The 20,290-nt window shown below is 73.1% G+C and carries 19 protein-coding genes; 13 read left to right on the top strand and 6 right to left on the bottom strand.

All coding sequences use genetic code 11. The features are described 5' to 3' along the window. Positions 1–12 precede the first annotated feature (12 nt). A complete protein-coding gene (locus FHU30_RS18730) occupies positions 13–456 on the bottom strand; it encodes a MarR family winged helix-turn-helix transcriptional regulator (RefSeq protein WP_253877378.1) in 444 nt (147 codons plus the stop codon). Positions 457–535: 79 nt separating this feature from the next. Between FHU30_RS18730 and FHU30_RS18725 the strand changes: the two genes are divergently transcribed. Then, entirely contained in the window at positions 536–1,390 is an 855-nt protein-coding gene (locus tag FHU30_RS18725) for an NAD(P)H-binding protein (RefSeq protein ID WP_253877376.1), read from the top strand. A gap of 5 nt (positions 1,391–1,395) precedes the next feature. On the opposite strand, the gene FHU30_RS18720 is transcribed toward FHU30_RS18725, so the two are convergent. Continuing rightward, positions 1,396–3,630: an AAA family ATPase gene (locus tag FHU30_RS18720; protein WP_253877374.1), complete on the bottom strand. Its 2,235-nt coding sequence runs from the start codon at positions 3,628–3,630 to the stop codon at positions 1,396–1,398. Here FHU30_RS18720 and FHU30_RS18715 point away from each other — a divergent pair. Next, entirely contained in the window at positions 3,608–4,090 is a 483-nt protein-coding gene (locus FHU30_RS18715; protein ID WP_253877372.1) for a hypothetical protein, read from the top strand. The two genes, FHU30_RS18720 and FHU30_RS18715, sit on opposite strands and share 23 nt — an antisense overlap. Here FHU30_RS18715 and FHU30_RS18710 read toward each other — a convergent pair. Further along, positions 4,071–4,787, bottom strand: coding sequence for a hypothetical protein (locus FHU30_RS18710; protein ID WP_253877370.1), 717 nt, complete (start codon positions 4,785–4,787; stop codon positions 4,071–4,073). The genes FHU30_RS18715 and FHU30_RS18710 overlap by 20 nt on opposite strands. A gap of 695 nt (positions 4,788–5,482) precedes the next feature. On the opposite strand from FHU30_RS18710, the gene FHU30_RS18705 reads away from it, so the two are divergent. The 11 genes from FHU30_RS18705 (at position 5,483) to thiI (ending at position 16,827) form a co-directional block, all read left to right on the top strand. Continuing rightward, on the top strand, positions 5,483–6,991 hold the full coding sequence (locus tag FHU30_RS18705) for a pyridoxal phosphate-dependent decarboxylase family protein (protein ID WP_253877368.1): 1,509 nt from the start codon (positions 5,483–5,485) through the stop codon (positions 6,989–6,991). A gap of 95 nt (positions 6,992–7,086) precedes the next feature. Continuing rightward, a complete protein-coding gene (locus tag FHU30_RS18700) occupies positions 7,087–8,646 on the top strand; it encodes a phenylacetate--CoA ligase family protein (protein WP_253877366.1) in 1,560 nt (519 codons plus the stop codon). 89 nt (positions 8,647–8,735) lie between these two features. After that, positions 8,736–9,368: a DUF8788 domain-containing protein gene (locus tag FHU30_RS18695; protein ID WP_253877365.1), complete on the top strand. Its 633-nt coding sequence runs from the start codon at positions 8,736–8,738 to the stop codon at positions 9,366–9,368. A gap of 16 nt (positions 9,369–9,384) precedes the next feature. Beyond that, a complete protein-coding gene (locus FHU30_RS18690) occupies positions 9,385–10,197 on the top strand; it encodes a DUF8788 domain-containing protein (protein WP_253877363.1) in 813 nt (270 codons plus the stop codon). 169 nt (positions 10,198–10,366) lie between these two features. Next, positions 10,367–10,822, top strand: a complete 456-nt coding sequence (locus FHU30_RS18685; RefSeq protein ID WP_253877361.1) for a DUF8788 domain-containing protein — start codon at positions 10,367–10,369, stop codon at positions 10,820–10,822. Continuing rightward, a complete protein-coding gene (locus tag FHU30_RS18680) occupies positions 10,819–11,367 on the top strand; it encodes a DUF8788 domain-containing protein (protein WP_253877359.1) in 549 nt (182 codons plus the stop codon). The genes FHU30_RS18685 and FHU30_RS18680 overlap by 4 nt, the downstream gene beginning before the upstream one ends. Before the next feature lie 77 nt (positions 11,368–11,444). Next, positions 11,445–12,611 (top strand): chorismate mutase, encoded by a 1,167-nt coding sequence (locus FHU30_RS18675; RefSeq protein WP_253877357.1) that lies wholly within the window; start codon positions 11,445–11,447, stop codon positions 12,609–12,611. After that, positions 12,608–13,405: an MBL fold metallo-hydrolase gene (locus tag FHU30_RS18670; RefSeq protein ID WP_253877355.1), complete on the top strand. Its 798-nt coding sequence runs from the start codon at positions 12,608–12,610 to the stop codon at positions 13,403–13,405. Before FHU30_RS18675 ends, FHU30_RS18670 begins: the two co-directional genes overlap by 4 nt. Before the next feature lie 115 nt (positions 13,406–13,520). Further along, entirely contained in the window at positions 13,521–14,165 is a 645-nt protein-coding gene (locus tag FHU30_RS18665) for a response regulator (RefSeq protein WP_253878045.1), read from the top strand. Positions 14,166–14,275: 110 nt separating this feature from the next. Next, positions 14,276–15,301: a 6-phosphofructokinase gene (locus FHU30_RS18660; protein WP_253877354.1), complete on the top strand. Its 1,026-nt coding sequence runs from the start codon at positions 14,276–14,278 to the stop codon at positions 15,299–15,301. Between the two features lie 299 nt (positions 15,302–15,600). Then, positions 15,601–16,827 carry a tRNA uracil 4-sulfurtransferase ThiI gene (gene thiI / locus FHU30_RS18655; RefSeq protein WP_253877353.1) on the top strand — a complete coding sequence of 409 codons (1,227 nt, stop codon included), beginning with the start codon at positions 15,601–15,603 and terminating at the stop codon, positions 16,825–16,827. A gap of 22 nt (positions 16,828–16,849) precedes the next feature. Here thiI and FHU30_RS18650 read toward each other — a convergent pair whose 3' ends face one another. From FHU30_RS18650 to aroF, 3 genes are all read right to left on the bottom strand, one after another. Further along, the gene (locus FHU30_RS18650) at positions 16,850–17,752 is read right to left on the bottom strand and encodes a DUF5954 family protein (protein WP_253877352.1); all 903 of its coding nucleotides are present in this window, start codon (positions 17,750–17,752) and stop codon (positions 16,850–16,852) included. A 41-nt stretch (positions 17,753–17,793) separates the two neighbouring features. After that, on the bottom strand, positions 17,794–18,711 hold the full coding sequence (locus FHU30_RS18645) for an EamA family transporter (RefSeq protein ID WP_253877351.1): 918 nt from the start codon (positions 18,709–18,711) through the stop codon (positions 17,794–17,796). A 387-nt stretch (positions 18,712–19,098) separates the two neighbouring features. After that, a complete protein-coding gene (aroF, locus tag FHU30_RS18640) occupies positions 19,099–20,139 on the bottom strand; it encodes a 3-deoxy-7-phosphoheptulonate synthase (protein WP_253877350.1) in 1,041 nt (346 codons plus the stop codon). Positions 20,140–20,290 lie beyond the last annotated feature (151 nt).

The following is a 20,290-nucleotide window of genomic DNA, read 5'->3' as shown; positions in this document are numbered from 1 at the left end:
TGAGCCGAGGGCTCAGGACGATGGGGGGTTTTGGGCGTTCAGCAGGGCGGTGGCGGTGGTGTGGATCTTTTCCAGGGCGGTGAGGAGGGTGGTGCGTTCGGCGGGGGTCAGGGCGGCGGTGAGCTGGTCTTCGATGTGCCGGCGTTCCTTTTCGATCGGTTGCTGGAGGGCGCGGCCGATGTCGGTGAGCCAGAGGCGGACGAGGCGGTTGTCCTTGGGGTCGCGGCGGCGGGTGAGCAGGCCGGCGGCCTCCATGCGGTTGGCGGCCTTGACGACGTTCGCGGTGGTGACGTTCAGGGCGGCGGCGGCCTCGCCGGGGGTGCGGCCGTCCTCCCGCCACAGGACGGCGAGCAGGTGGTCCTGGCCGAGGTGCAGGCCGTGCCGGCGGACGGCGGCGTCGGCGACGGCGCGGACCGCCTTGGAGGTCCGGCCGTGCAGGTCGAGGAACTCGGGCATCCGGAGGCCTCCGTTGACGGCAAGTCGTTAACCGGTTAGCGTTCTCGCGGATCATTAACCGGTAAACGATGGAGGTCCCATGCTACTGGTCACCGGTGCGACCGGGAACGTCGGGCGCGAGCTCGTCCGCGAGCTGGACGAGGCGGGTGTGCGCTTTCGGGTGCTGGTGCGCGGAGCTGCGGGTGTGCTGCCCGATCATGTTGAGCGGGTCGTCGCGGATCTTGGTAGTCCTGCGGCGTTGGGGCGGGCCTTCGAGGGGGTTGAGCGGTTGTTCCTGCTCACGCCCGGGATCGGGCTCGAACACGCGGAGAATGCCGTTGCCGCGGCCAAGTCCGCAGGGGTGCGGCATATCGTGCACCTGTCCTCGTTCAACGTGCTCGGTGATCCGATGCCCGCGATGGGGCGCTGGCACCACGAGCGGGAGGAGCTGATCCGCGGCTCGGGGATCGCCGCGACGTTCCTGCGACCCGGCGGGTTCATGACCAACGCGTTCGACTGGCTGCCCACCATCCGGGACGGCCGCTACGTCCCGGACCCGATCAGTCCTGGGCGGTATGCGCCCATCGATCCGGCCGATATCGCTGCTGTTGCCGCTCTGGTCCTGCGGTCGGACGAGCATTTCGGCAGCGAGCTCGTCCTCACCGGGGACGAGCCGCTCTCGCTTCCCGAGCAGGTCGGCGTCCTTGCCGAAGCCACGGGCCTGGACATCGAGGTCAGGCCGGTGGCCAGCCTGGAGGAGGCCGTCGCTTCGCGCTTCCCGAACGGGGCGCCGCCGGCCCTGGCCGACGCGATCATCGAGGGGTTCGCGCTCCTGCGCCAGGACACCGCCGGGTTCCGGACGGACACCGTGGAGCGCCTGCTCGGCCGCGAACCCCTGACGTTCGCCGACTGGTGCGCCCGTAATGCCGACGCCTTCCGCGAGGCGATCGCCTAGCCGGATCAGGCGGGGAGGGACGGTAGCGGGCGGGCCAGGGCGGCTCTCGAAAGGTGGGCGGTCTCGGCGGCCTGGTGGTAGGTCTCCAGGGCTTCACGGAAGGCGGGGTCGGCGTAGATTCGGCCGTCTATAAGGCGCCCTTCGCGGGTTTCTATCACGGCAACAACGTCGTCGCCCTGAAGGGTCTTGTGGCTTTCGAGGGCGTGGGCTACCGCCAGGACGGCACTCCGGTCCTCGGTCAGGACGCGTTCCACCTGGGCGAGGAGGTCCGACAAATGGTCCTCGATGCGGTCGGCGAGCTGGCGGCGCATTTCCCGCTCGGCCTCCTTGGCCCCTTTCGGTCCGCCCGGAGTTCCGACGCCGAGCTGGGTCGAGACGGCATGGGACGAGACCGTCGAGCCCATGCCCCAATAGCCCTCCATCAGGGACGCCACGCGCGTCGCGGATTCGAGGTCGCCCGAAACACCGGACGAGCTGTCGCCGCCGAAGAACATGCGTTCCCCGGCGAGGGACGCGAGGGAGACGAGGATGTCGGCCTCGTACTCGCTGCGCCATTGGGTGAACTGGTCCTCGACCGGGATGGACGCGACCATCCCGAGGTATTCGGCGCCCTTCTCGATGGTGGCGATGTCGATCTCCAGGTGGCGCCGGACGCGGTAGGCGACGACGGCGTGGCACGCCTCGTGGACGGCGGTGGCGTGCCGCTCGCGGTCGTGGTACTCGACGCCCTCGGGCGGGCCGAGCGACTTCAGCTGCTTCGCCTTCATCACGTCCGCCCAGGTGATGACGTCGCGGTCGGCGCGCAGCGCGGTGATCAGCGCCTCGTTCACCAGGTCCTTGATGGTCGCGCCGGTCGCGTACGGCGTGATCGTCGCGAGCTTGTCGACCTCCTCGGCGGTCAGCTCGTGCCGGACGCGCGCGAAGTAGCCCTCGTAGGTGCGGACGCGGCCGGCCTTGGACGGGTAGCCGACCTTGTAGATCCGGTCGATGCGGCCGGGGCGGAGCAGCGCCTCGTCCAATGCCTCGGGCATGTTCGTCGCCATCATCACGAGGATGCGGTATTTCGGCGGGGGCTTCGGGCGCATTCCGAGCAGCCGCCGCAGGTAGCGGTTGAGGATGCCGCGCGGTTTCTTCAAGCCCGAAAGCTCGGTGAGCAGCGCCTGGAGCGTGCCGGGGTCGCCGCTTCCGGCGCTGTTCATGCCGCCGCCCATGACGAACCGGTCGCGGACGCGCGGGACCTCTTCGAGCGTGCCGAGCGCGTCCCGCGCCAGTTGCCAGCGCGTATCGGACGAAAGGTACGCCAGCCCGTTGCAGCCCGCCGCCTGGAACGCGGGGGAGCGGGACCCGGCCGGACGCCCGCCCGGCCCGATCTGCGCGAGCGCGCCGCGCCGCCCGAGCGAGTCGGCCTCGTCGAAGAACACGACCACGCCGCCGTACCGGAGCGCGAGTTTCCGCAGTTTCCGGAACAGCGACTTCACCTTCAGGATGCCGATGCCCATGAACATCTGGATGAACGCGCCGGGGTCCACGAACACGTACGGCAGGCCGGTCTCGCCCGCGACCGCCTCGGCCATCAGGGTCTTCCCGGTTCCGGGCGGCCCCCAGAGCAGGATTCCGCCGGGCACGTACCCGCCGCGCGCCTCGATCTCGCCCGGACGCCGCAGGAACACGATGTTCTCCCGGACGCGGTCGAGGACGTGGTCCTGGCCCCAGACGTCCGAGAACCGCGTCTTGATGTCGTCCGGCATGTAGGTGTCGACGCCGCCGCGCGACAGGATCCAGAACATCCCGACGAACTGGATCGCGATGAAGAAGAACAGGAACAGCACTTGCAGCAGCAGCGGCAGCGCCCGCCAGACGATCGCCGGGATCTGGAACAGCGCCTCCACCGGCGAGGTGTGCAGCATCTTCCCCGCGACCAGCGCGAACGCCGCGACCCAGCCGAGGACCAGCACCGCCCGCCAGATCCGGAACCGCGTCCACGGACGGAACCGGCGGTGCGTGAAACGCTCGAAACCGCCGAAGACCCGGACCGTCCAGAACCGGTGGTAGGACGCCGAGCGCTCGCCGGCGAGGAAGTGCGCCTGCCGCAGCAGCTCGACCCCGGCCAGCGCGAACACCCACCACGCCGCCCGCTCCTCGATCAGCGCCGCGTCCCGGAACGACTTCAGCGGGTCGTCCGCCATCGCCGCCCACACGAGCAGGAACCACAGCGCGGTGAACAGCAGCAGGTACCGCACCCGCTCCCACCACGTCTGCCGCGGCCGCGTCGCCCGCACCACCACCGTCCGCGAACCGCCGGTCTCCGCATCTTCCGAACCGCCCGCGCCGAACGAACCGTCCGCGCTGGATGAACCGTCCGCGCTGGATGAACCGTCCGCGCCGGATGAACCGTCCGCGCCGGATGAGCCGCCCGCGCTGGACGAGCCGCCCGCGCTGGACGAGCCGCCCGCGCTGGACGAGCCGCCCGCGCTGGACGAGCCGCCCGCGCCGAACGAATTGCCCGCGCTAGACGAGCCGTCCGCGGTGGACGAGCCGTCCGCGCCGGATGAACCGCCCCCGCCGAACGAACCGCCCGCGCTGGGCGAGCCGTCCGCGCTGGACGAGTCGTCCGGTGGGACGGCGTCGGCGGGCTCCGGGGGACCGGCCGCGGGGCGGCGGCGGGGGCGGCGGAAGATCATCAGTGTTTCCTCACCGTGAAGGACCGCGCCACCGCGTCGAGCTCGCCCGAGCGGGTCCGGTAGCAGCGGGCGGAGCAGCGGATGACCAGCTCGTACAGGTGCCCGTCGTCGCTGGCGTAGGTGGTGACGTCGAAGGTCTGGAGGAGCAGCTGCCGGCCGAGTCGGTAGTTGAAGACCGAGCGGACGCCGCGCAGCCCGCCGCCCGGCGTCAGGACCTGGTCGCGGAGCAGCTCGAAGTCGCCGAGCGGCTGGCCCGCGTCCGCGGCCTGCTGCCGGGCCTGCGCGGTGACCGGCAGGAACGCGTCGCGCAGCAGGTTCAGCGAGATCTGGTCGCGGACCTGGTCGGTCATCCGCTGGATCTTCGCGTACACGAACGGCTGCTCCTCGCCGCCGAGCCCCAGCAGGTGGGACGCGTCGGCCGGGCGCGTCGCGTCGTAGGCGATCGACCAGCTGACCCGGGGCCGGATCCGGGCCGCGGCCGAGTCCGGGTCGTCGCCCGCGATCAGCTGGTCCAGGTCGTGCTGGCCGATCCGGTTCCATCCGGCGGGGACCCGGAAGTACGTCCGCTCGCCCGAGTTCTTCACGTAGGTGTAGCGCGGTGATCCGCAGCCCTGCGCGAGCGGCAGGACGAGGAGGGCGGACACGGCGGCGAGGAGCCCTGCCGCGCCGGTCCGCCCGGGCGGACGACCGCGCGCCGCGCCTCTCGCCATTGGCATCTCCGCGGATGCTCCGATGGAGGGTTGCTTCCGTTATGCCCGGTTGAAGGCGGCGCACCCTGATCGGTTTGAACCGCGCGGGAGGGGTATCGCAAAGCCGGATCGGCTCCGTCCGGTGATCGTCACTTTCCGTGTGGGACCGGGCCGGACCCGCCCGGCACGGTGGACGGATACCGTTCGGTATCAAGATAAAAGGAAAGTGCGGCCCGGTTCCTGTCCCGGATCTTTTCTGCTGGTCAGTAAGTGCCTTGCCGAATTTTTCCGGGATGTGTCCGGCGGGCCCCCTTTGGTCCGCCTTAACACGCGTCCCGGAGAGCCGGTAACCCCCCGAACCGGATACGGACGGTGAGACGGCCGGTCCGGTCCGTCGGCAGCGCGGACGTGGACTGGTCCATATCGTCGCCACATCCGTCACAGGAGTTCACCCGCGTTACTCCCGTCGTGGTACGCCGCACTTTTCCTACGGAGCCGGACCCCGGGCGAAGGAAGTTAACGAGGGCCTTAATGTGCGCCCCCGGCCTCATTCGGTCAGCGATTTGCGGCCGACTTCGGCCGCGTGTCTACGATGCGCATGATTCGCATTTCCGCCCACTGCCCGGGGGATGGTGTCGTCCGCAATGCATTCATCGTCGGAGAATTCGCGCACCGCTTCCGTTTCCCTTGGCCGGGAGCCGCGGAATTCGCCGGGACGCGGGGTGGCGGGCGCGTTCGACCCCGACCTGTTCGGGCACACCGCCGAGCAGGTCGCGCTCCGGCTCCGCCGGCACCTGGCCGACCCGTCCGTCCGCGGGCTGGACCTCGTGGAGCCGGACGCGCTCGCCAAGACCGCCCGCGAGCTGATGACGACCGAGCGGGACCGCGTCGCCGGCTTCGACGAGGGCCGGCTGCACCGGATCCTCGACCTCTACATCGGGACCGGCATCCAGGTCCACTCGCCCGGGTACATGGGCCGCCAGTTCTCCGGCGTCGTCCCGCTCGCCGCCGTCGTGGACCTGGTCAGCTCCGTGGTGAACCAGCCGTCCTCGTTCTACGAGGCGGCGCAGCTGCCGAGCGTCGCCGAGCGCGTCATGGCCGACGAGCTGAACCGCTACGTCGGCTTCGACCCGGACCGGTTCGCCATGGTCACCACGTCCGGCGGCTCGCTGGCCAACCTCACCGCCCTGCTGGCCGCCCGCAACCACGCCTTCCCGGGGATCTGGACGCGCGGCGCCGCGCAGGAGGCCGGACGGCCCGCGATCGCGGTCGGCGCCGAGGCACATTACAGCGTGGTCCGCGCGGCCGGGGTGCTCGGCATCGGCGAGGACCAGGTCGTCCGACTGCCCGCCGACCGGCGCGGGCGGATCCGCGCGGACCGGGCCGGGGCCGTCCTGGACGACGCGCGGCGGCGCGGGCTGAACGTGTTCTGCCTGGTCGCGTCCGCCGGGACGACCTCGATGGGCGCGTTCGACCCGCTCGCCGAGCTGGCCGCGGTCACCCGCCCGCGCGGGATCTGGCTGCACGTGGACGGGGCGCACGGCGCGAGCCTGCTGCTGTCCGCGCGGCACCGGCACCGGCTGCGCGGCCTCGACCAGGCCGACTCGCTCACCTGGGACGCGCACAAGATGCTGTTCGTCCCGTCCCCCTGCACGCTGCTGTTCTACCGGGACGCCGCGACCGCCGCCGGCGCGTTCCGGCAGCGCGCCAGTTACGTCTTCGACGACGAGCCCGACGTGTACAGCGCGCTGGACAGCGGCGACCGCACGCTGGAGTGCACCAAGCGCCCGATGATCATGCCGCTGTGGACGCTCTGGGCGATGTACGGCCCGGCGCTGTTCGCCCGGAAGATCGACCACCTCTGCGCGACCGCGCGGCTCGCCCACCGGATGCTGCGCGCCGAGCCGGGCTTCGCCGTGCTGCACCAGCCCGAGGCGAACATCCTCTGCTTCCGCTACAGCCCGCCCGGTCTCGACCCCGCGCACCTGCACCGGCTCCAGCTCGCGATCCGGGACCGGGTCCGCGCGGACGGCCGGCTCTTCATCTCCAAGGTCGACATCGACGGCGTCGCGGCGCTGCGGCTGGTCGTGATGAACCACCGCACCGACGCGTCCCACCTGGCCCTGCTCATCGCCGAGACGCGCGCCGCCGGCCGCCGCGCCCTCCGCGAGGCGGGCCTCCCGACCCCCGGCGCGCCTCCCGAGACCCCGGACGCCGCGCCCACCCCCTGACGACGAACCCCCTGACGACGAGCCGCACCACGCGGCGACGAGCTTTCCACCACTTCGAGCAAGGCCCGGGCGTGCCGGGCGGAAGGGCAGGACCGGTGACGGCGACACTGAACCCCGCGGTCGCGCAGGTTCCCGGCGGGAGCGCCGAGGACCTGGCGGCCCGGCTGATCCCGGACCGCGAGATGCGGCCGCGGTCCGCCGACGAGGTGGCCGCGCTGCCGCCGTTCGCCGCGAAGCTGGCCGAGTGCGGGCGGCTCGCGGGCGTCCCGTACTGCGAGGCGCCGCGCGAGGTGCAGGACGCGCTGGTGCTGCGCCGCCTCGGCCAGATCGTCAACACCGCGCTGCTCAACCCGCTGTGGCGGGAGCGGCTGCACCACTTCGGCGTCACGTCCGCGCCGGAGTCGCTCGCGGAGTGGGAGCGGATCCCGCTGTCGGACAAGGCCGTCCAGCGGGACATGCTCATGGGCGCCCGCGCGGGCATGGTGGTGCCGATCGAGCGCGGCGGGTTCCAGGTCGTCGCGAGCGGCGGCACCAGTGACGGCCTGCCGCTGGAGGTCGTGTACTCGCTGCGCGAGCTGAGCGACACCTACCGGATCGCGGGCGCGTTCATGGGCGCCTACCAGCTCGCCCCGCACCTGCGCGGGCCCGGGCCGCGGTGGCTGTCCACCACGCTCGCCGACTACCAGATGTGGAGCAGCGGCACGATGGTCGGCGGCGTCCTCGCCAGCGTGCCGGGCGTCAACTACATCGGCGCGGGCCCGGTGACGCCGCCGGTGCTGGCGCACATGTTCTCCTACCCCGGCCCGAAGGCCCTGATGGGCATCACGGGCAGCATCGGGCTGCTGCCCGAGCTGGGCGCGGGCATGCCGCTGCCCGCGCGGGAGAGCTTCCGCGTCGCGATGTACGGCAGCGGGCTCCTGCCGCAGCGCAAGCGCGACGAGCTGCGCGCCGTCTACCCGAACGTGTCCGTCCTGAGCTACTTCGCCGCCACCCAGGCCGAGTGCGTCGGGCTCCAGCTCGACCCGGCGCGTCCCGAGCTGGCGGCCGTCCCCGGGCTGCACCTGGTCGAGATCGTGGACGAGCAGGGCCGCGCCGTCCCCGAGGGCGCGGAGGGCGAGCTGGTCGTGACCCGCCTGCACGCGCACGAGACGCCGCTGCTGCGGCTCAAGCTCGGCGACCGGATGATCCGCCGCCCCGCGCTGGACGGCCCGGGCCCGCGCACCGACCTGTTCGAGTTCGCCGGCCGGACCGGGGACGTCCTGCACCTCAACGACAGCCAGTACTCGGCGGTGCTCGCGCACGCCGCGCTGGTCGCCGAGCTGCGCGCCGCGACGGGCATCGACCTGGACCGGGCCGCGCACGAGATCCAGTTCCACAACCACCGCGAGAGCCGGGTGCTGGTGCTGCTCGCCGCCGTGGACGACGCCGAGCGGATGACCGCCGAGCTGGACGCGGCGCTCGGCCCGGCCGGGGCGCGGCCGCTGTTCACCGCGGCGCTCCCGCGCGCGCTGTCGCTGTTCAACGACCGCGAGGCGACCCCGGAGTCGATCGAGCGGGCCGGGTACGGGTTCCGGCTGCTGCTCGTCCCGCGCGGGTCCGCCGAGATCGAGCGGACGGTGGTCGGCAAGGTCCCGCTCGTCCGCGACCGCACCTGACCCGACGCACCTGAAGGCACCCGACCCAAGGCCTCCGACCCAAGGCCCCCGATCCTTCGCCCATCCGCCACCGAACGCAGGGAGAGAGCGTGAAACCCAAGGTCAGCATCATCGTCCTGGTGGACGCCGTAGGAGCGCTGTCGGACCGGACGCTGCACAACGGCAACCTGTCGCTCGTCGACGACAGCGCCGCCGGCAGCCTCCACCCCGGCACCCCCGACCTGGTCACCACCGTCCTGCCGGGACAGGTCGTCCAGTGGACGCCCATCGCGGTGGACGTCCAGACGCCGGTCGAGATCCAGAGCATCGAGTTCCTCGGCCCCGGGGCCCCGGGCGCGGCGGGGCAGTCCGGCGGGTCCGGCCCGTCCGGGCAGGAGGCCGCGGCCGCGTACGCGCAGCCCCCCGGGTACGCGGCCGCCCCCGCCTACGAGAGCCCCGCCCAGGGCTCCGCGCAGGGCTCGGCGCAGGGCTCGGCCGTCGCGACGGCGCCGCCCGTCACCGCCACCGACGGGCTGTCCGCGCCCGTGGCGGTCGGGCAGACCGCCGCGCCGCTCGCCACCGCCTCGAACGGGATCGAGAACCCCGACCTGCTCATCTGGGAGGGCGTCGTCCCCTGGTACATGGCGCCGGGCGTGCCCTACCGGTACCGGCTGTCGCTCAGGCTGCACGACGGCCCGCAGAGCGTCCTGTCCATCGACTCGCCCGCGCTGGTGCGCGGCTGACCCGGAAGGCGGCACCATGGCCCAGCAACACGGCATCATCGTGCTCGTCGACGTCGCCAACGCCCTCCGGGAGCGGACGCTCGACGGCAACGCCTACTGGTTCGACAACATGAGGTTCCTCGGCTCGACCGGGGAGGGCGGCGCGAACCTGGTCACGATCGTCCCCGGCACCTACTACCTGGACGGCTCGCAGGCGACCGAGCAGGTGCTCAACTGGCTGCCCGCGGCGCTCGGCGCGATCCCGCCGACCGTGCCGCGCAACTACCACGTCGAGCAGGCGCGCCGCGCCGACCAGGAGGCCCTGGCGAACCTCGCCGCGCTCGGCACCGCCGGGACGGCGCCCGCCGGGACGGCCCCCGCCGGAGCGACCGCCGACGTGGCCGGCATCCAGCGGCTGGTCGGACGGCGCGCCGCCCGTCCGAAGAGCAGCCGCAGCCTCGCCTCGGGACGCGTCCTGGACGTCACCGGCCGCGTCGCGGGCGCGGACGCGGCGGCCGCCTACAACCCGCCCGCCCCGGTGATCACCGACATCACCGGCACCGCGGTGGACGAGAAGATCATCTACCCGGCGCAGTACGGCTCGCCGGACATGGTCTACGACGGCTGGTACTGGGCGGCGACCGTGGACACCAGCCGCCCGGGCACCTACCCCTACACGATGCACTTCCAGCTGCACGAGCTGGTCGAGCGCAACGACGAGCTGGTCTGGGAGCCGGTCGACCTGACCGCCGCGTCCAGCATCCACGTCATCAAGGACCCGAAGCGCAACGCCTTCACCGGCGCTGGCCTCGGCGCCCTCCCCATCCCCGCCGCCCCGCCCACCCCCTGACCCGCACCCGGCCCCGCGCCGCCGGCCGCCCGGCCTCGCGCCGCCAGCTCGGCCCCGCGCCGTCCGCCCGGCCCCCGCGCCGTCCGGCCTCGCGTCGCCGTTCGTCCGGCCTCGCGCCGTCCATCCGATTCCGATCGCCCTTCCCCAACCCTCGCAGCGGAGGAGTGTCATGCCACCTAGGCCCAAGCCGGAGCGCCCCCGTGCCGCCCGGCCCGTGACGATCACCGCCGTGGTCGACCCGGTCGCCGTGCTGGCGTCCGGCGACCTGGACCAGAACCTGTACCTCTACGACACCAACCGGACCGCCGGGTCCGCCGGGTTCGGGACGCCCGCCCTGAAGACCCGGGTGCGGCGCGGCGACACCCTGCTCTGGAACGTGATCCCGCTGGAGTGCGAGACCTTCGTGGCGCTCGACGGGATCGACATCGCCGGGGACGTCGCCGAGCCCGAGCGCAAGGTCTACCCCGGCACCGACATCGTCTTCTGGACCGCCACCGTCAAGCGGGACCTCGCCGAGCCGGTCGAGTACCGGCTGTCGTTCCTGGTCGGCACGGTGGACAAGCCGCTGGTCAGCGTCGCCGCGCAGGCCCTGGTCGGCGCCGCGCCCGAGGGGAGGACCCGGTGAACCAGTACTACGGAGCCTCCGACCTCGGCGGGCGCGGGCAGCTCAACTCCGTCCAGCTGAACGTGGTGACGCTCGTCGACATGGAGCGCGCCGCCGCGACCAACTCGCTCGACGGCTGCCTGTTCATGATGGACAACAGCATCGGCGGGGTCGGGCAGGGCAGCGACCGGCTGGAGACCGTCTGCAAGCAGGGCCAGGTGATCAACTGGATCATCCGGCCGATCGACATGCACAAGCGCCCGGACGGCACCTGGCCGCCGATGCCCAAGATCAACAACCTGGTCTTCCTGGACATCGAGAAGGGCGACGAGGAGGACGTCGCCGAGCGCCGGATCATGACCGAGCTCAAGGTCTACGGCGGTCCGGACCGGATGCGCGACCAGTACACGGCCGTCTACTACTACTGGGCCGGCGCGGTGATGAGCACCGCGAGCCCGGGCGTCTACCACTACCGGTTCGTCCTGGAACTGGAGAAGGAACACGGCACGGACAAGCTCTACCTGAACTCGTCCCGGCAGCCGGCCCTGCGGGTCCTGCCCGTCTGAGCACGTCCCCTGCGCGGCGTCCGCGACCACGGCCTGGTCGCGGACGCCGCCTCCCCATCCCGACATGAGGAGGAACGATGTCCGATCAGCGCGTGGTCCCGGACGTGCGGGTGGTGAAGGCGGGGGCGGCCGTCTTCGGTTCGGGGGTTCCGGCGGTCGCCGGGGCGCTCCCGCTGGAGGTTCCGGCGGACGCGGTGCGCTGCGCCGCGCAGGACGCCGCGGCGGCGAGCGCGGCGCTGCTGGCGAGCGCGGGAGCGGTGGGAGAGGGCCGCGAACGCGCCGCGATGCTCGCCTACGCGGCCCGCGAGGCCGGCCTGCCCGCCATCGCCGACGCCCCGGACGCCCAGGCCGCCGAACGCGCCGGACGCTGGGCCGACATGCTGCGCCTCACCGCCCCCGGCCCCTACCTGGCGAAGGTCGTCGCCGCGACCGGGCTGCCGGTCCTGTTAACCCCGTCGTCCGGCCCCGCGTCGGGCGACGAGGCACCCCGCGCCCCCGATGGCCACGGCGCGGAACCGCTGCAAGAAGTGGCGGAAAGCGACCCGGCGGCGGACGACGGGCCGGCGGCGCGGCGCGGGGCCGCGGGGGAGTGGGACCCGGTGGGGGAGGTGGTGGAGGGGGCGGACTGGCTGGCGGCGGCTGGGGTGTCCGACATCGCGGTCGCGGTGCGCGCCGCCGACCTCGCGCGGGCCTGGGAGGCGCGGCTCGCGACGGGGCGTCCGGTCGTGCTGGACCTCCGGTCCCCGCGGGTGGACGCGGCGCTGCTGCCCGCGCTCGTCCGGGCGGTGACCGGGCTCGGGCTGGACGGCCTGCTGGTCGGACTGGCGGACCCCGCCGAGCCCGGCAGCGGCATCGCGCCGGACGACGTCCCCGGGCTGAGCGCCGTCCTGCCCATGCTGGCCCTCGCCCCGCACGACGCGGCGGGGAGCGCCGCGTCCGCCGAGGAGGACGGGCTGGCGGCGCTGCGGGAGCGGCTGAAGCTGCTCGACGAGCAGTTCGTCCGGCTGATCGCGCAGCGCCGGGAGGTCGCGCGGCTGGTCGGGGTGATCAAGCGGCGGGCCCGGATCCCGGTGCGCGACCTGCGGCAGGAGGTCCGGGTGCTGGACCGGGCCGAGCGGCTGGCCCGCGGCCTGGACGCGGACCGCCGGACGGTCGTGACGATCTTCAACCTGCTGATCGACGACGCGGTGGCCGTGCAGTGCGCGGCCGGCGTGCCGGTCCGAGTGGAGGCGAAGCACCCGTGAACGCAGCACCCGCGAGCGGAGCGCCCGCGAGCGAGCCGCCCCTGGACCTCGCCGTGACCGTGGTCGGCGGGCCGACGACCCTGCTGGAGACGGGCGGCCTCCGGATCCTCGTCGACCCGACCTTCGACCCGCCCGGCGACTACGACTACGGCCCGTTCACCCTGTCCAGGACCGCCGGGCCCGCGCTGTCGGCCGCCGACATCGGACGCGTCGACGCCGTCCTGCTGAGCCACGACCAGCACGCCGACAACTTCGACCGGGGCGGGCGCGAGCTGGTGGCGGCCGTCCCGCTGACGCTGAGCACGGCCGAAGCCGCGCAGCGTATCGGCGTGGCGGTGCTGCCCGCCTGGCAGCGGCGCGACCTCGGCGGCGGGCTGGTCGTGACCGCCGTCCCGGCGCGGCACGGCCCGCCGGGCTGCGAGCCCTTCACCGGCACGGTGACCGGGTTCGTGATCGAAGGGCCGGGCGACGTGCCGACCGTCTACGTCAGCGGGGACAACGCGTCCCTCGACCACGTCCGGGAGATCGCCGAGCGGTTCCCGGACATCGACGTCGCGGTGCTGTTCGGCGGCCGGGCCCGCGCGCCGGGCCTGGACGCGAACCTCACCCTGTCCGCCGAGGAGATGGTCGAGGCGACCCGGATCCTGCGGCCCGGGCACGTCGTCGCCGTCCACATCGACTCGTGGACGCACTTCACCGAGGGGCACGACGATGTCCGCGCCGCGTTCGAGTCCGCCGGGATGTCCGGTCTGCTCGCGCCCATCGAGCACGGCCGCCGGCTCCAGTTCGAATAGGTAAGGGGGTTTCGCGCCGGGGACGGGCGGGAGCCTCACGCTTTCGCAGGGTTCGTGCCGTCCGTCCCATATGGTGTCTCGGGTGAGCGAGGAGAGCACCGAATCCCTGCGCGTGATGGTGGTGGACGACCATCCGATGTGGCGCGACGCCGTGGCCCGCGACCTGGCCGAGGCGGGCCACGAGGTGGTCGCCACCGCCGGGGACGGCCGGACCGCGCTGCGCGTCGCGGCCGCCGCCCGTCCCCAGGTCGCCGTGGTCGACCTCCAGCTGCCCGACATCAGCGGCGTCGAGGTGACGCGCGGGCTGGTCGCGGCCGACCCGCCCGTCCGGGTGCTGGTGCTGTCGGCGAGCGGCGAGCAGCAGGACGTCCTGGAGGCGGTGAAGGCGGGCGCGACCGGCTACCTGCTGAAGTCCGCCGCGCGCGAGGAGTTCCTCGGGGCCGTCCGGACGGCCGGCAACGGGGACGCGGTGTTCACGCCGGGCCTCGCCGGGCTGGTGCTCGGCGAGTACCGGCGGCTGGCCGCGGCCCCGGCCCGTCCGGACGAGGACGACAGCACGCCGCGGCTCACCGAGCGCGAGACCGAGGTGCTGCGGCTGGTCGCCAAGGGCCTCACCTACAAGCAGATCGCCGAGCGGCTCGTCCTTTCGCACCGGACGGTGCAGAACCACGTCCAGAACACCCTCGGGAAGCTCCAGCTGCACAACCGCGTCGAGCTCGTCCGGTACGCGATCGAGAAGGGCCTCGATCGCGAGTCCTGAGCCGTTCTGACACGCTATGGTCTAGACCAATCGAATCCCGGGACGCGGCCGTCCCGCGCACTAGGCTGAGCGTGTCGGGACCAGCGGAGAGCCTGTCGGAAGGTGAGGGAATGCGCGTCGGAGTGCTGACCGGGGGCGGCGACTGCCCCGGCCTGAACGCCGTCATCCGCGCCGTGGTGCGCAAGGGCGTCAAGGAGTTCGGCTACGAGTTCGTCGGCTTCCGGGCCGGCTGGCGCGGCCCGCTCGAAGGCGACACGATGGCCCTCGACGTCGAGGCGGTGCGCGGCATCCTGCCGCGCGGCGGGACGATCCTCGGCTCCTCCCGGACCAACCCGGTCAAGGTCGAGGGCGGCGTCGAGCGGATCAAGGACAACCTGGCCGGGCTCGGCGTGGACGCGCTGATCGCCATCGGCGGCGAGGACACCCTCGGCGTCGCGAGCCAGCTGTACCAGCACGGGGTGAACGTCGTCGGCGTCCCGAAGACGATCGACAACGACCTGAACGCCACCGACTACACCTTCGGCTTCGACACCGCGGTGAACATCGCGATGGAGGCGATCGACCGGCTGCACACCACTGCCGAGAGCCACCACCGCGCGCTGATCTGCGAGGTCATGGGCCGGCACGCGGGCTGGATCGCGCTGCACGCGGGCATGGCCGCGGGCGCCAACGTGATCCTCATCCCGGAGAAGCCGTTCGACATCGACGAGGTCGTCTCCTGGGTCGAGTCCCGGTTCAAGACCCGGTACGCGCCGATCATCGTCGTCTCCGAGGGCGCGCACCCCAAGGACGGCCAGATGGAGCTGCAGACCGGCGAGAAGGACGCCTTCGGGCACGTCCGGCTAGGCGGCATCGGCCCGGCGCTCGCCTCGGAGATCGAGAAGCGCACCGGCAAGGAGGCCCGCGCGACCGTCCTCGGCCACATCCAGCGCGGCGGCACCCCGACCGCGTTCGACCGCGTCCTGGCCACCCGGTTCGGCCTCCAGGCCATCGACGCGGTCCGGGACGGCGACTTCGGCAAGATGGTCTCGCTGCGCGGCACCGACATCGTCCGGGTCGGCCTGGACGAGGCGACCGCCGAGCTCAAGACCGTCCCGCTGGAGCGCTACGCCGAGGCCGAGGTCTTCTTCGGCTGATCAAGCCAGGACCGTTCGAGAACCCTCAAGGATGCCCCGGAGCCCCTGCGGCCCGGGGCGTCCGCGCGTCCGGGGCGCCGCCCGGGGCGTCCGCGCGTCCGGGGTGCCGCCCGGGGCGTCCGCGCGTCCGGGGTGTCGTCCGGGGCGTCGTCCGGGGGGAGCGCCCGGGAAGAGAATGTCCGGTCGCGGCGTTGGCGTTCGTGGGCCACACTAGAAGTTCGGCCCTTTCTCATGTCGTCCGAGGCCGGACGCCCTTCCCGGCGTCCGCCCAGGCCGTGTCCACCCCGGGAGGAAACCGCATGTCCACGCTTGAGGCGCCGTCCGTCGCCGTCCGGGAGAACGCGCCGGTCGACGGTGAACCGTGCGCGCTGCTGAAGCTGGGCGAGGTCGTCCTCAAGGGCAAGAACCGGGAGCTGTTCGAGAAGCGGCTCGCCGACAACGTCCGCACGGCCGTCCGCCCGATCGCGAAGGTGGACGTGATCCGCCGGCACGGCGTGTTCATCGTCCGCACCAAGGACGCCCACGTCGAGCTGGTCGACCGGATCGTCCAGCGGATCTCCGACGTGATGGGCATCGTCTGGGTGCACCGCGCCTGGCGGGTCGGCAAGGACGTGGCGAGCGTCGAGCGCGCCGCGCTGGAGCTGATGGCCGGGCGCGAGGGCAGCTTCGCGGTGCGGTCCAAGCGCCGCGACAAGCGCTTCCCGCTGACCTCCACGGAGTTGGACCGCCAGGTCGGCGGCAAGATCAACGACGTCTACGGCAACCCGGTCAAGCTCAAGAACCCCGACATCACGGTCTCCATCGAGATCGACCGGGACGAGGCGTTCGTGTTCTCCGGCGGCGTCCCCGGCGCGGGCGGCCTGCCCGTCGGGATGAGCGGCCGCGCCCTGGTGCTGATGTCCGGCGGCATCGACTCGCCGGTCGCCGCCTACCGGATGATGCGGCGCGGCCTGCGCGTCGACTACCTGCACTTCTCCGGCATGCCGTTCACCGGCCCGGAGTCGATCTACAAGGCGTACGCGCTGGTCCGCGAGCTGGACAAGTTCCAGGGCGGGTCCCGGCTGTTCGTGGTGCCGTTCGGCAAGGCCCAGCAGCAGATCAAGACGTCCGGCGCGGACCGGCTCGCGGTGATCGCGCAGCGCCGGCTGATGCTGCGCACGGGCGAGCTGCTCGCGCACAGGATGCGCGGCGCCGCGCTGATCACCGGGGACGCGCTCGGCCAGGTGTCCAGCCAGACCCTCGCCAACATCACCGCCCTGGACGACGCGGTCGAGCTGCCGATCCTGCGCCCGCTGGTCGGCATGGACAAGTCCGAGATCATGGACCAGGCCCGCAAGATCCGGACGCTGACCATCTCCGAGCTGCCGGACGAGGACTGCTGCACCATGCTCGCCCCGCGCCGCGCCGAGACCCGCGCCAAGATCGACGACCTCCGGCAGATCGAGAAGCGCCTCGACGTCGAGGAGCTCGCCGAGCAGCTCGTCGAGAGCGTCCAGGAGCACCGCCCGGTCTACGGCGACTCCTGACCGCTCCGGTAGTCCGCGCAGGTCAGAGGCCGTCCAGGTCGGTGGGCCTGGGCGGCTCCGGGCCGTCCGGGCCCATCAGGGTGATCCGCTCGATGCGGACGATCCGGAACCGGCGCCCCGCCACCTCGATGCCGTTGCGGCGGGTGCCGTCGCCCATCAGGTCGGCCGCCGCCGTGTAGGCCGCCCGCTCGTCCTCGGCCGGGTCCTCCACGGCGGGGACGACGTGCCGGAAGTACACCGCGAGCGAGTCGCGGGCGGCGCGCGGGCTGTCGTGCAGCCGCCCGGTCGGCCGCCAGGAGGCGCCCGCGCGCTCGGCCACCGCGAACGCCGGGTTCATCGGCAGCGGGGTGAGGAACGCCTCGGACGCGGGTTCGGCCCCCGCGTGCGCGGCCGCGTCGAGCAGCTGGCACAGCAGCTCGGACGCGGCCATGTCGGGCGGGAGCCGCCCGTCGTCCAGCAGCTCGTACGGGCGCGGCGCGACCCGGCGGACGGACGGCCGCGGGTCCAGGTCGCTCGGCCGCGGCGGCTCGGGGCCGTCCGGGCCGGACCGCACCAGCTGCTCGATCCGGACGATCCGGAACGTCCGGCCGGCGGCGCGGACCTCGTCCCGCGCGCCGATCCGCAGCTCGCGGGCCGCGGCGAGCAGGTCCCGCGCGTCCGCGCCGGCGGCGAGGGCCGCCCGGTCCCCGAGGTGGTCGGCGAGCACCTCGCGCGCCCCCTCGGGCACCGGGTCGCACGGGGTCACCACCTGCCAGCCCCGCTCCACCCGCTCGGCTGCCGTGAACAGCGCTCCCACGACCCGCAGCTCGGGGTAGGCGGTGATGGCCCGGCACGCGTCCGCCAGCATCACCGCGGCCACCGGATCGACGCGGTCGAGGTCCTCGGGGAACAACCGACCCCCGGCGTCCCCATCGCCCGTAGTCATGCCGGTCATCATCCTCGCGCGCACGTGCCGTGGCGAGTGGTTCAGACCATTTTGTTGCCTTGGCGACCGGGGAACCCGGCGGTTCGGGCAGTTCGGTTAATCGGGACGACGAGCACCAGCAGGCTGGCGGCCAGGAAGCCCAGTCCCGACAGGGCGACCGGGCCGAGGTGCTCGCCCAGGACGGCCACGCCCAGCACGGACGCGACGGCCGGTTCGGCGAGCGTCAGCGTCGTCGCCGTGGTCGCGGGCGTGGTGCGCAGGCCGCGCGCGAACAGCAGGTAGGAGCCGCCCGTGGCGATCACGCCCAGGTAGAGCGCCACGCCCGGGCCGGTGCCGGTGACCAGCCAGCCGGGGGAGTCCAGCAGCAGGACGGGCAGCGACACCAGCCCCGACAGGCCGAACAGCGCGGCGACGACGCAGCGGTCGCGCTCACCGCGCATGATCAGGACCGACGACAGCGTGGCGTACGTCGCGTAGGCGAACCCGGACAGCAGCGCGAGCGCGATGCCGACCGGCTCGACACCCGCGCCGCGTCCGCCGATCACCAGGGCCGTGCAGCCCGCGACGGCCCCGGCGGTGGCGACCAGCCACCGCCCGGTCGGCCGGGACCGCCCGGTGACCAGGCCGATCACTCCGGTGAACGCGGGCGAGCTGCCGATCGTGACGACGGTCGCGACCGCGACTCCGGTCCGTCCGGCCGCTACGAAGAACGCGGTCTGGTAGACGATCATCGCGGCGGCGCCGCCGGCCAGCATCGGCAGCGCGCGGCGGGCGCGCAGCAGCCGGCGCAGGTCGGCACGCGCCGTGGCGAGGACGACCCCGGCGAGCAGCAGCCCGCCGAGGACCATCCGCAGCGCGGCGACCGACACGCTGGACGTCCCGTCCGGCGCGAAGGTGCGGACGGTCCCGGTGGTGCCCCAGAGCGAGGCGGCCAGCAGCACGTCCGCCGACCCGCCCAAGCGCGGCCGGCGGCCACCGGCCGTGCTGTCAGAGGGCGTACCGGTTCCGGAAGAGCGGGTTCCGGACGTGTCGGAAAGGCGCGTCAGGGCACGCCGGGGCAGAGCGGAACGCAGGGACATGGAGAGAACGCTCCCGGTCTCGAAAACGGAGGATGCCATCCGGTTTCGGGACGCGGAAGGACACGGGCCGGGCGCCGATCAGCGCCGGACCCGGTCGTCAGGTCTCAGAAGAGCTCGCCGCGCCCCGGTCAGGAGCGGGGCGGTCCGCAGTTGGGGGTCCAGTACTCCACGCTCGCAGGATAGCGCGTCCGGTGGGATGGCTTCGTCCTGCGGCGGCGTAGAGCGCCCGGGGGCGCCCCCGGAAATCGGCCGGGTGAGGGGGCGGGGTCAGGCGAGGACGGCGTCGGGCTCGGCGGTGAGGGTGCGGCCGACCAGCGGCGGCAGCTCGCGGACGACCTTGGCCAGCTCGCGCAGGTCGCCGTCCACCAGGGCCTGCGGGCCGTCGCACAGCGCGGTCTCCGGGTGCGGGTGGACGTCGATGATCACGCCGTCCGCGCCGACCGCGATCGCCGCGCGGGTGAGCGGCAGCACCAGGTCGCGGCTGCCGCCCGAGTGCGACGGGTCGACGATGACGGGCAGGTGGCCGAGGCGCTGCGCGACCGGGACGGCGGAGATGTCCAGGGTGTTGCGGGTGGCCTTCTCGAAGGTGCGGATGCCGCGCTCGCACAGCACGATGTCGAGGTTGCCGCGCTGCGCGACGTACTCGGCGGCCATCAGCCACTCCTCGATCGTCCCGTTCATGCCGCGCTTGAGCATGACCGGCTTGCCGGACTCGCCGGCGGCCTGCAGCAGCGCGAAGTTCTGCGCGTTGCGGGTGCCGATCTGCAGCATGTCGGCGTAGGAGGCGACCAGCTCGACGTCGGCGGCGTCCACGACCTCGGTGACCACGGGCATGCCGGTCTCCGCGCGGACGTCGGCGAGGATGCGCAGCCCGGCCTCGCCGAGCCCCTGGAACGCGTACGGGGATGTGCGCGGCTTGAACGCGCCGCCGCGCAGCAGCGTCGCGCCCGCGGCCTGCGCCATCTGCGCCGCGGCGAGGGTCTGCTCCGGGGTCTCCACCGCGCACGGCCCGGCGATCAGGGTCATGGTGCCCGGGCCGATCGGGACGCCGCCGACGCGGACGACCGACCGCTCCCGGTGGTTCTCCCGGCTGACCAGCTTGTAGGGCGCCGAGATCCGGACGACGTCGCTCACCCCGCGCAGCGAGCGCAGGTTGAGGGAGCCGAACTGCTGGACGTCGCCGACCAGCCCGATGATGGTGCGTTCCACGCCCCGGCTGACGAACGCGTCGCCCCCCGCCGTCTCGACCAGTGAGACGACGGCCTTGATATCCGCCTCGTTGGCTTCCGGAGCCATGACGATGACCATGGTGGTGCTGCCTCTCGTGCCCGTGCGGGAGTCCGGCCGGATCCCGCGGTGGTCGACCCCGTGAACGAAAAGAGCCCCGGGCCTGTCTAGGCCCGGGGCTCTTCCGCGTGAGGTCTGTCAGCGCAACGTCTGGCAGACCAGCCGCCCGGGC

It is taken from the genome of Actinomadura rupiterrae (assembly GCF_024172125.1).
GTDB lineage: Bacteria > Actinomycetota > Actinomycetes > Streptosporangiales > Streptosporangiaceae > Spirillospora > Spirillospora rupiterrae.
This window is presented reverse-complemented; position numbering and strand designations above follow the sequence as displayed.

Coding starts and splice junctions, on each gene's coding strand:
- FHU30_RS18675 (WP_253877357.1), top strand. CDS start 11,445: ATGTCCGATCAGCGCGTGGTCCCGGACGTGCGGGTGGTGAAGGCGGGG.
- aroF (WP_253877350.1), bottom strand. CDS start 20,139: ATGGTCATCGTCATGGCTCCGGAAGCCAACGAGGCGGATATCAAGGCC.
- thiI (WP_253877353.1), top strand. CDS start 15,601: ATGTCCACGCTTGAGGCGCCGTCCGTCGCCGTCCGGGAGAACGCGCCG.
- FHU30_RS18685 (WP_253877361.1), top strand. CDS start 10,367: ATGCCACCTAGGCCCAAGCCGGAGCGCCCCCGTGCCGCCCGGCCCGTG.
- FHU30_RS18730 (WP_253877378.1), bottom strand. CDS start 456: ATGCCCGAGTTCCTCGACCTGCACGGCCGGACCTCCAAGGCGGTCCGC.
- FHU30_RS18660 (WP_253877354.1), top strand. CDS start 14,276: ATGCGCGTCGGAGTGCTGACCGGGGGCGGCGACTGCCCCGGCCTGAAC.
- FHU30_RS18690 (WP_253877363.1), top strand. CDS start 9,385: ATGGCCCAGCAACACGGCATCATCGTGCTCGTCGACGTCGCCAACGCC.
- FHU30_RS18725 (WP_253877376.1), top strand. CDS start 536: ATGCTACTGGTCACCGGTGCGACCGGGAACGTCGGGCGCGAGCTCGTC.
- FHU30_RS18650 (WP_253877352.1), bottom strand. CDS start 17,752: ATGACTACGGGCGATGGGGACGCCGGGGGTCGGTTGTTCCCCGAGGAC.
- FHU30_RS18665 (WP_253878045.1), top strand. CDS start 13,521: ATGGTGGTGGACGACCATCCGATGTGGCGCGACGCCGTGGCCCGCGAC.
- FHU30_RS18710 (WP_253877370.1), bottom strand. CDS start 4,787: ATGCCAATGGCGAGAGGCGCGGCGCGCGGTCGTCCGCCCGGGCGGACC.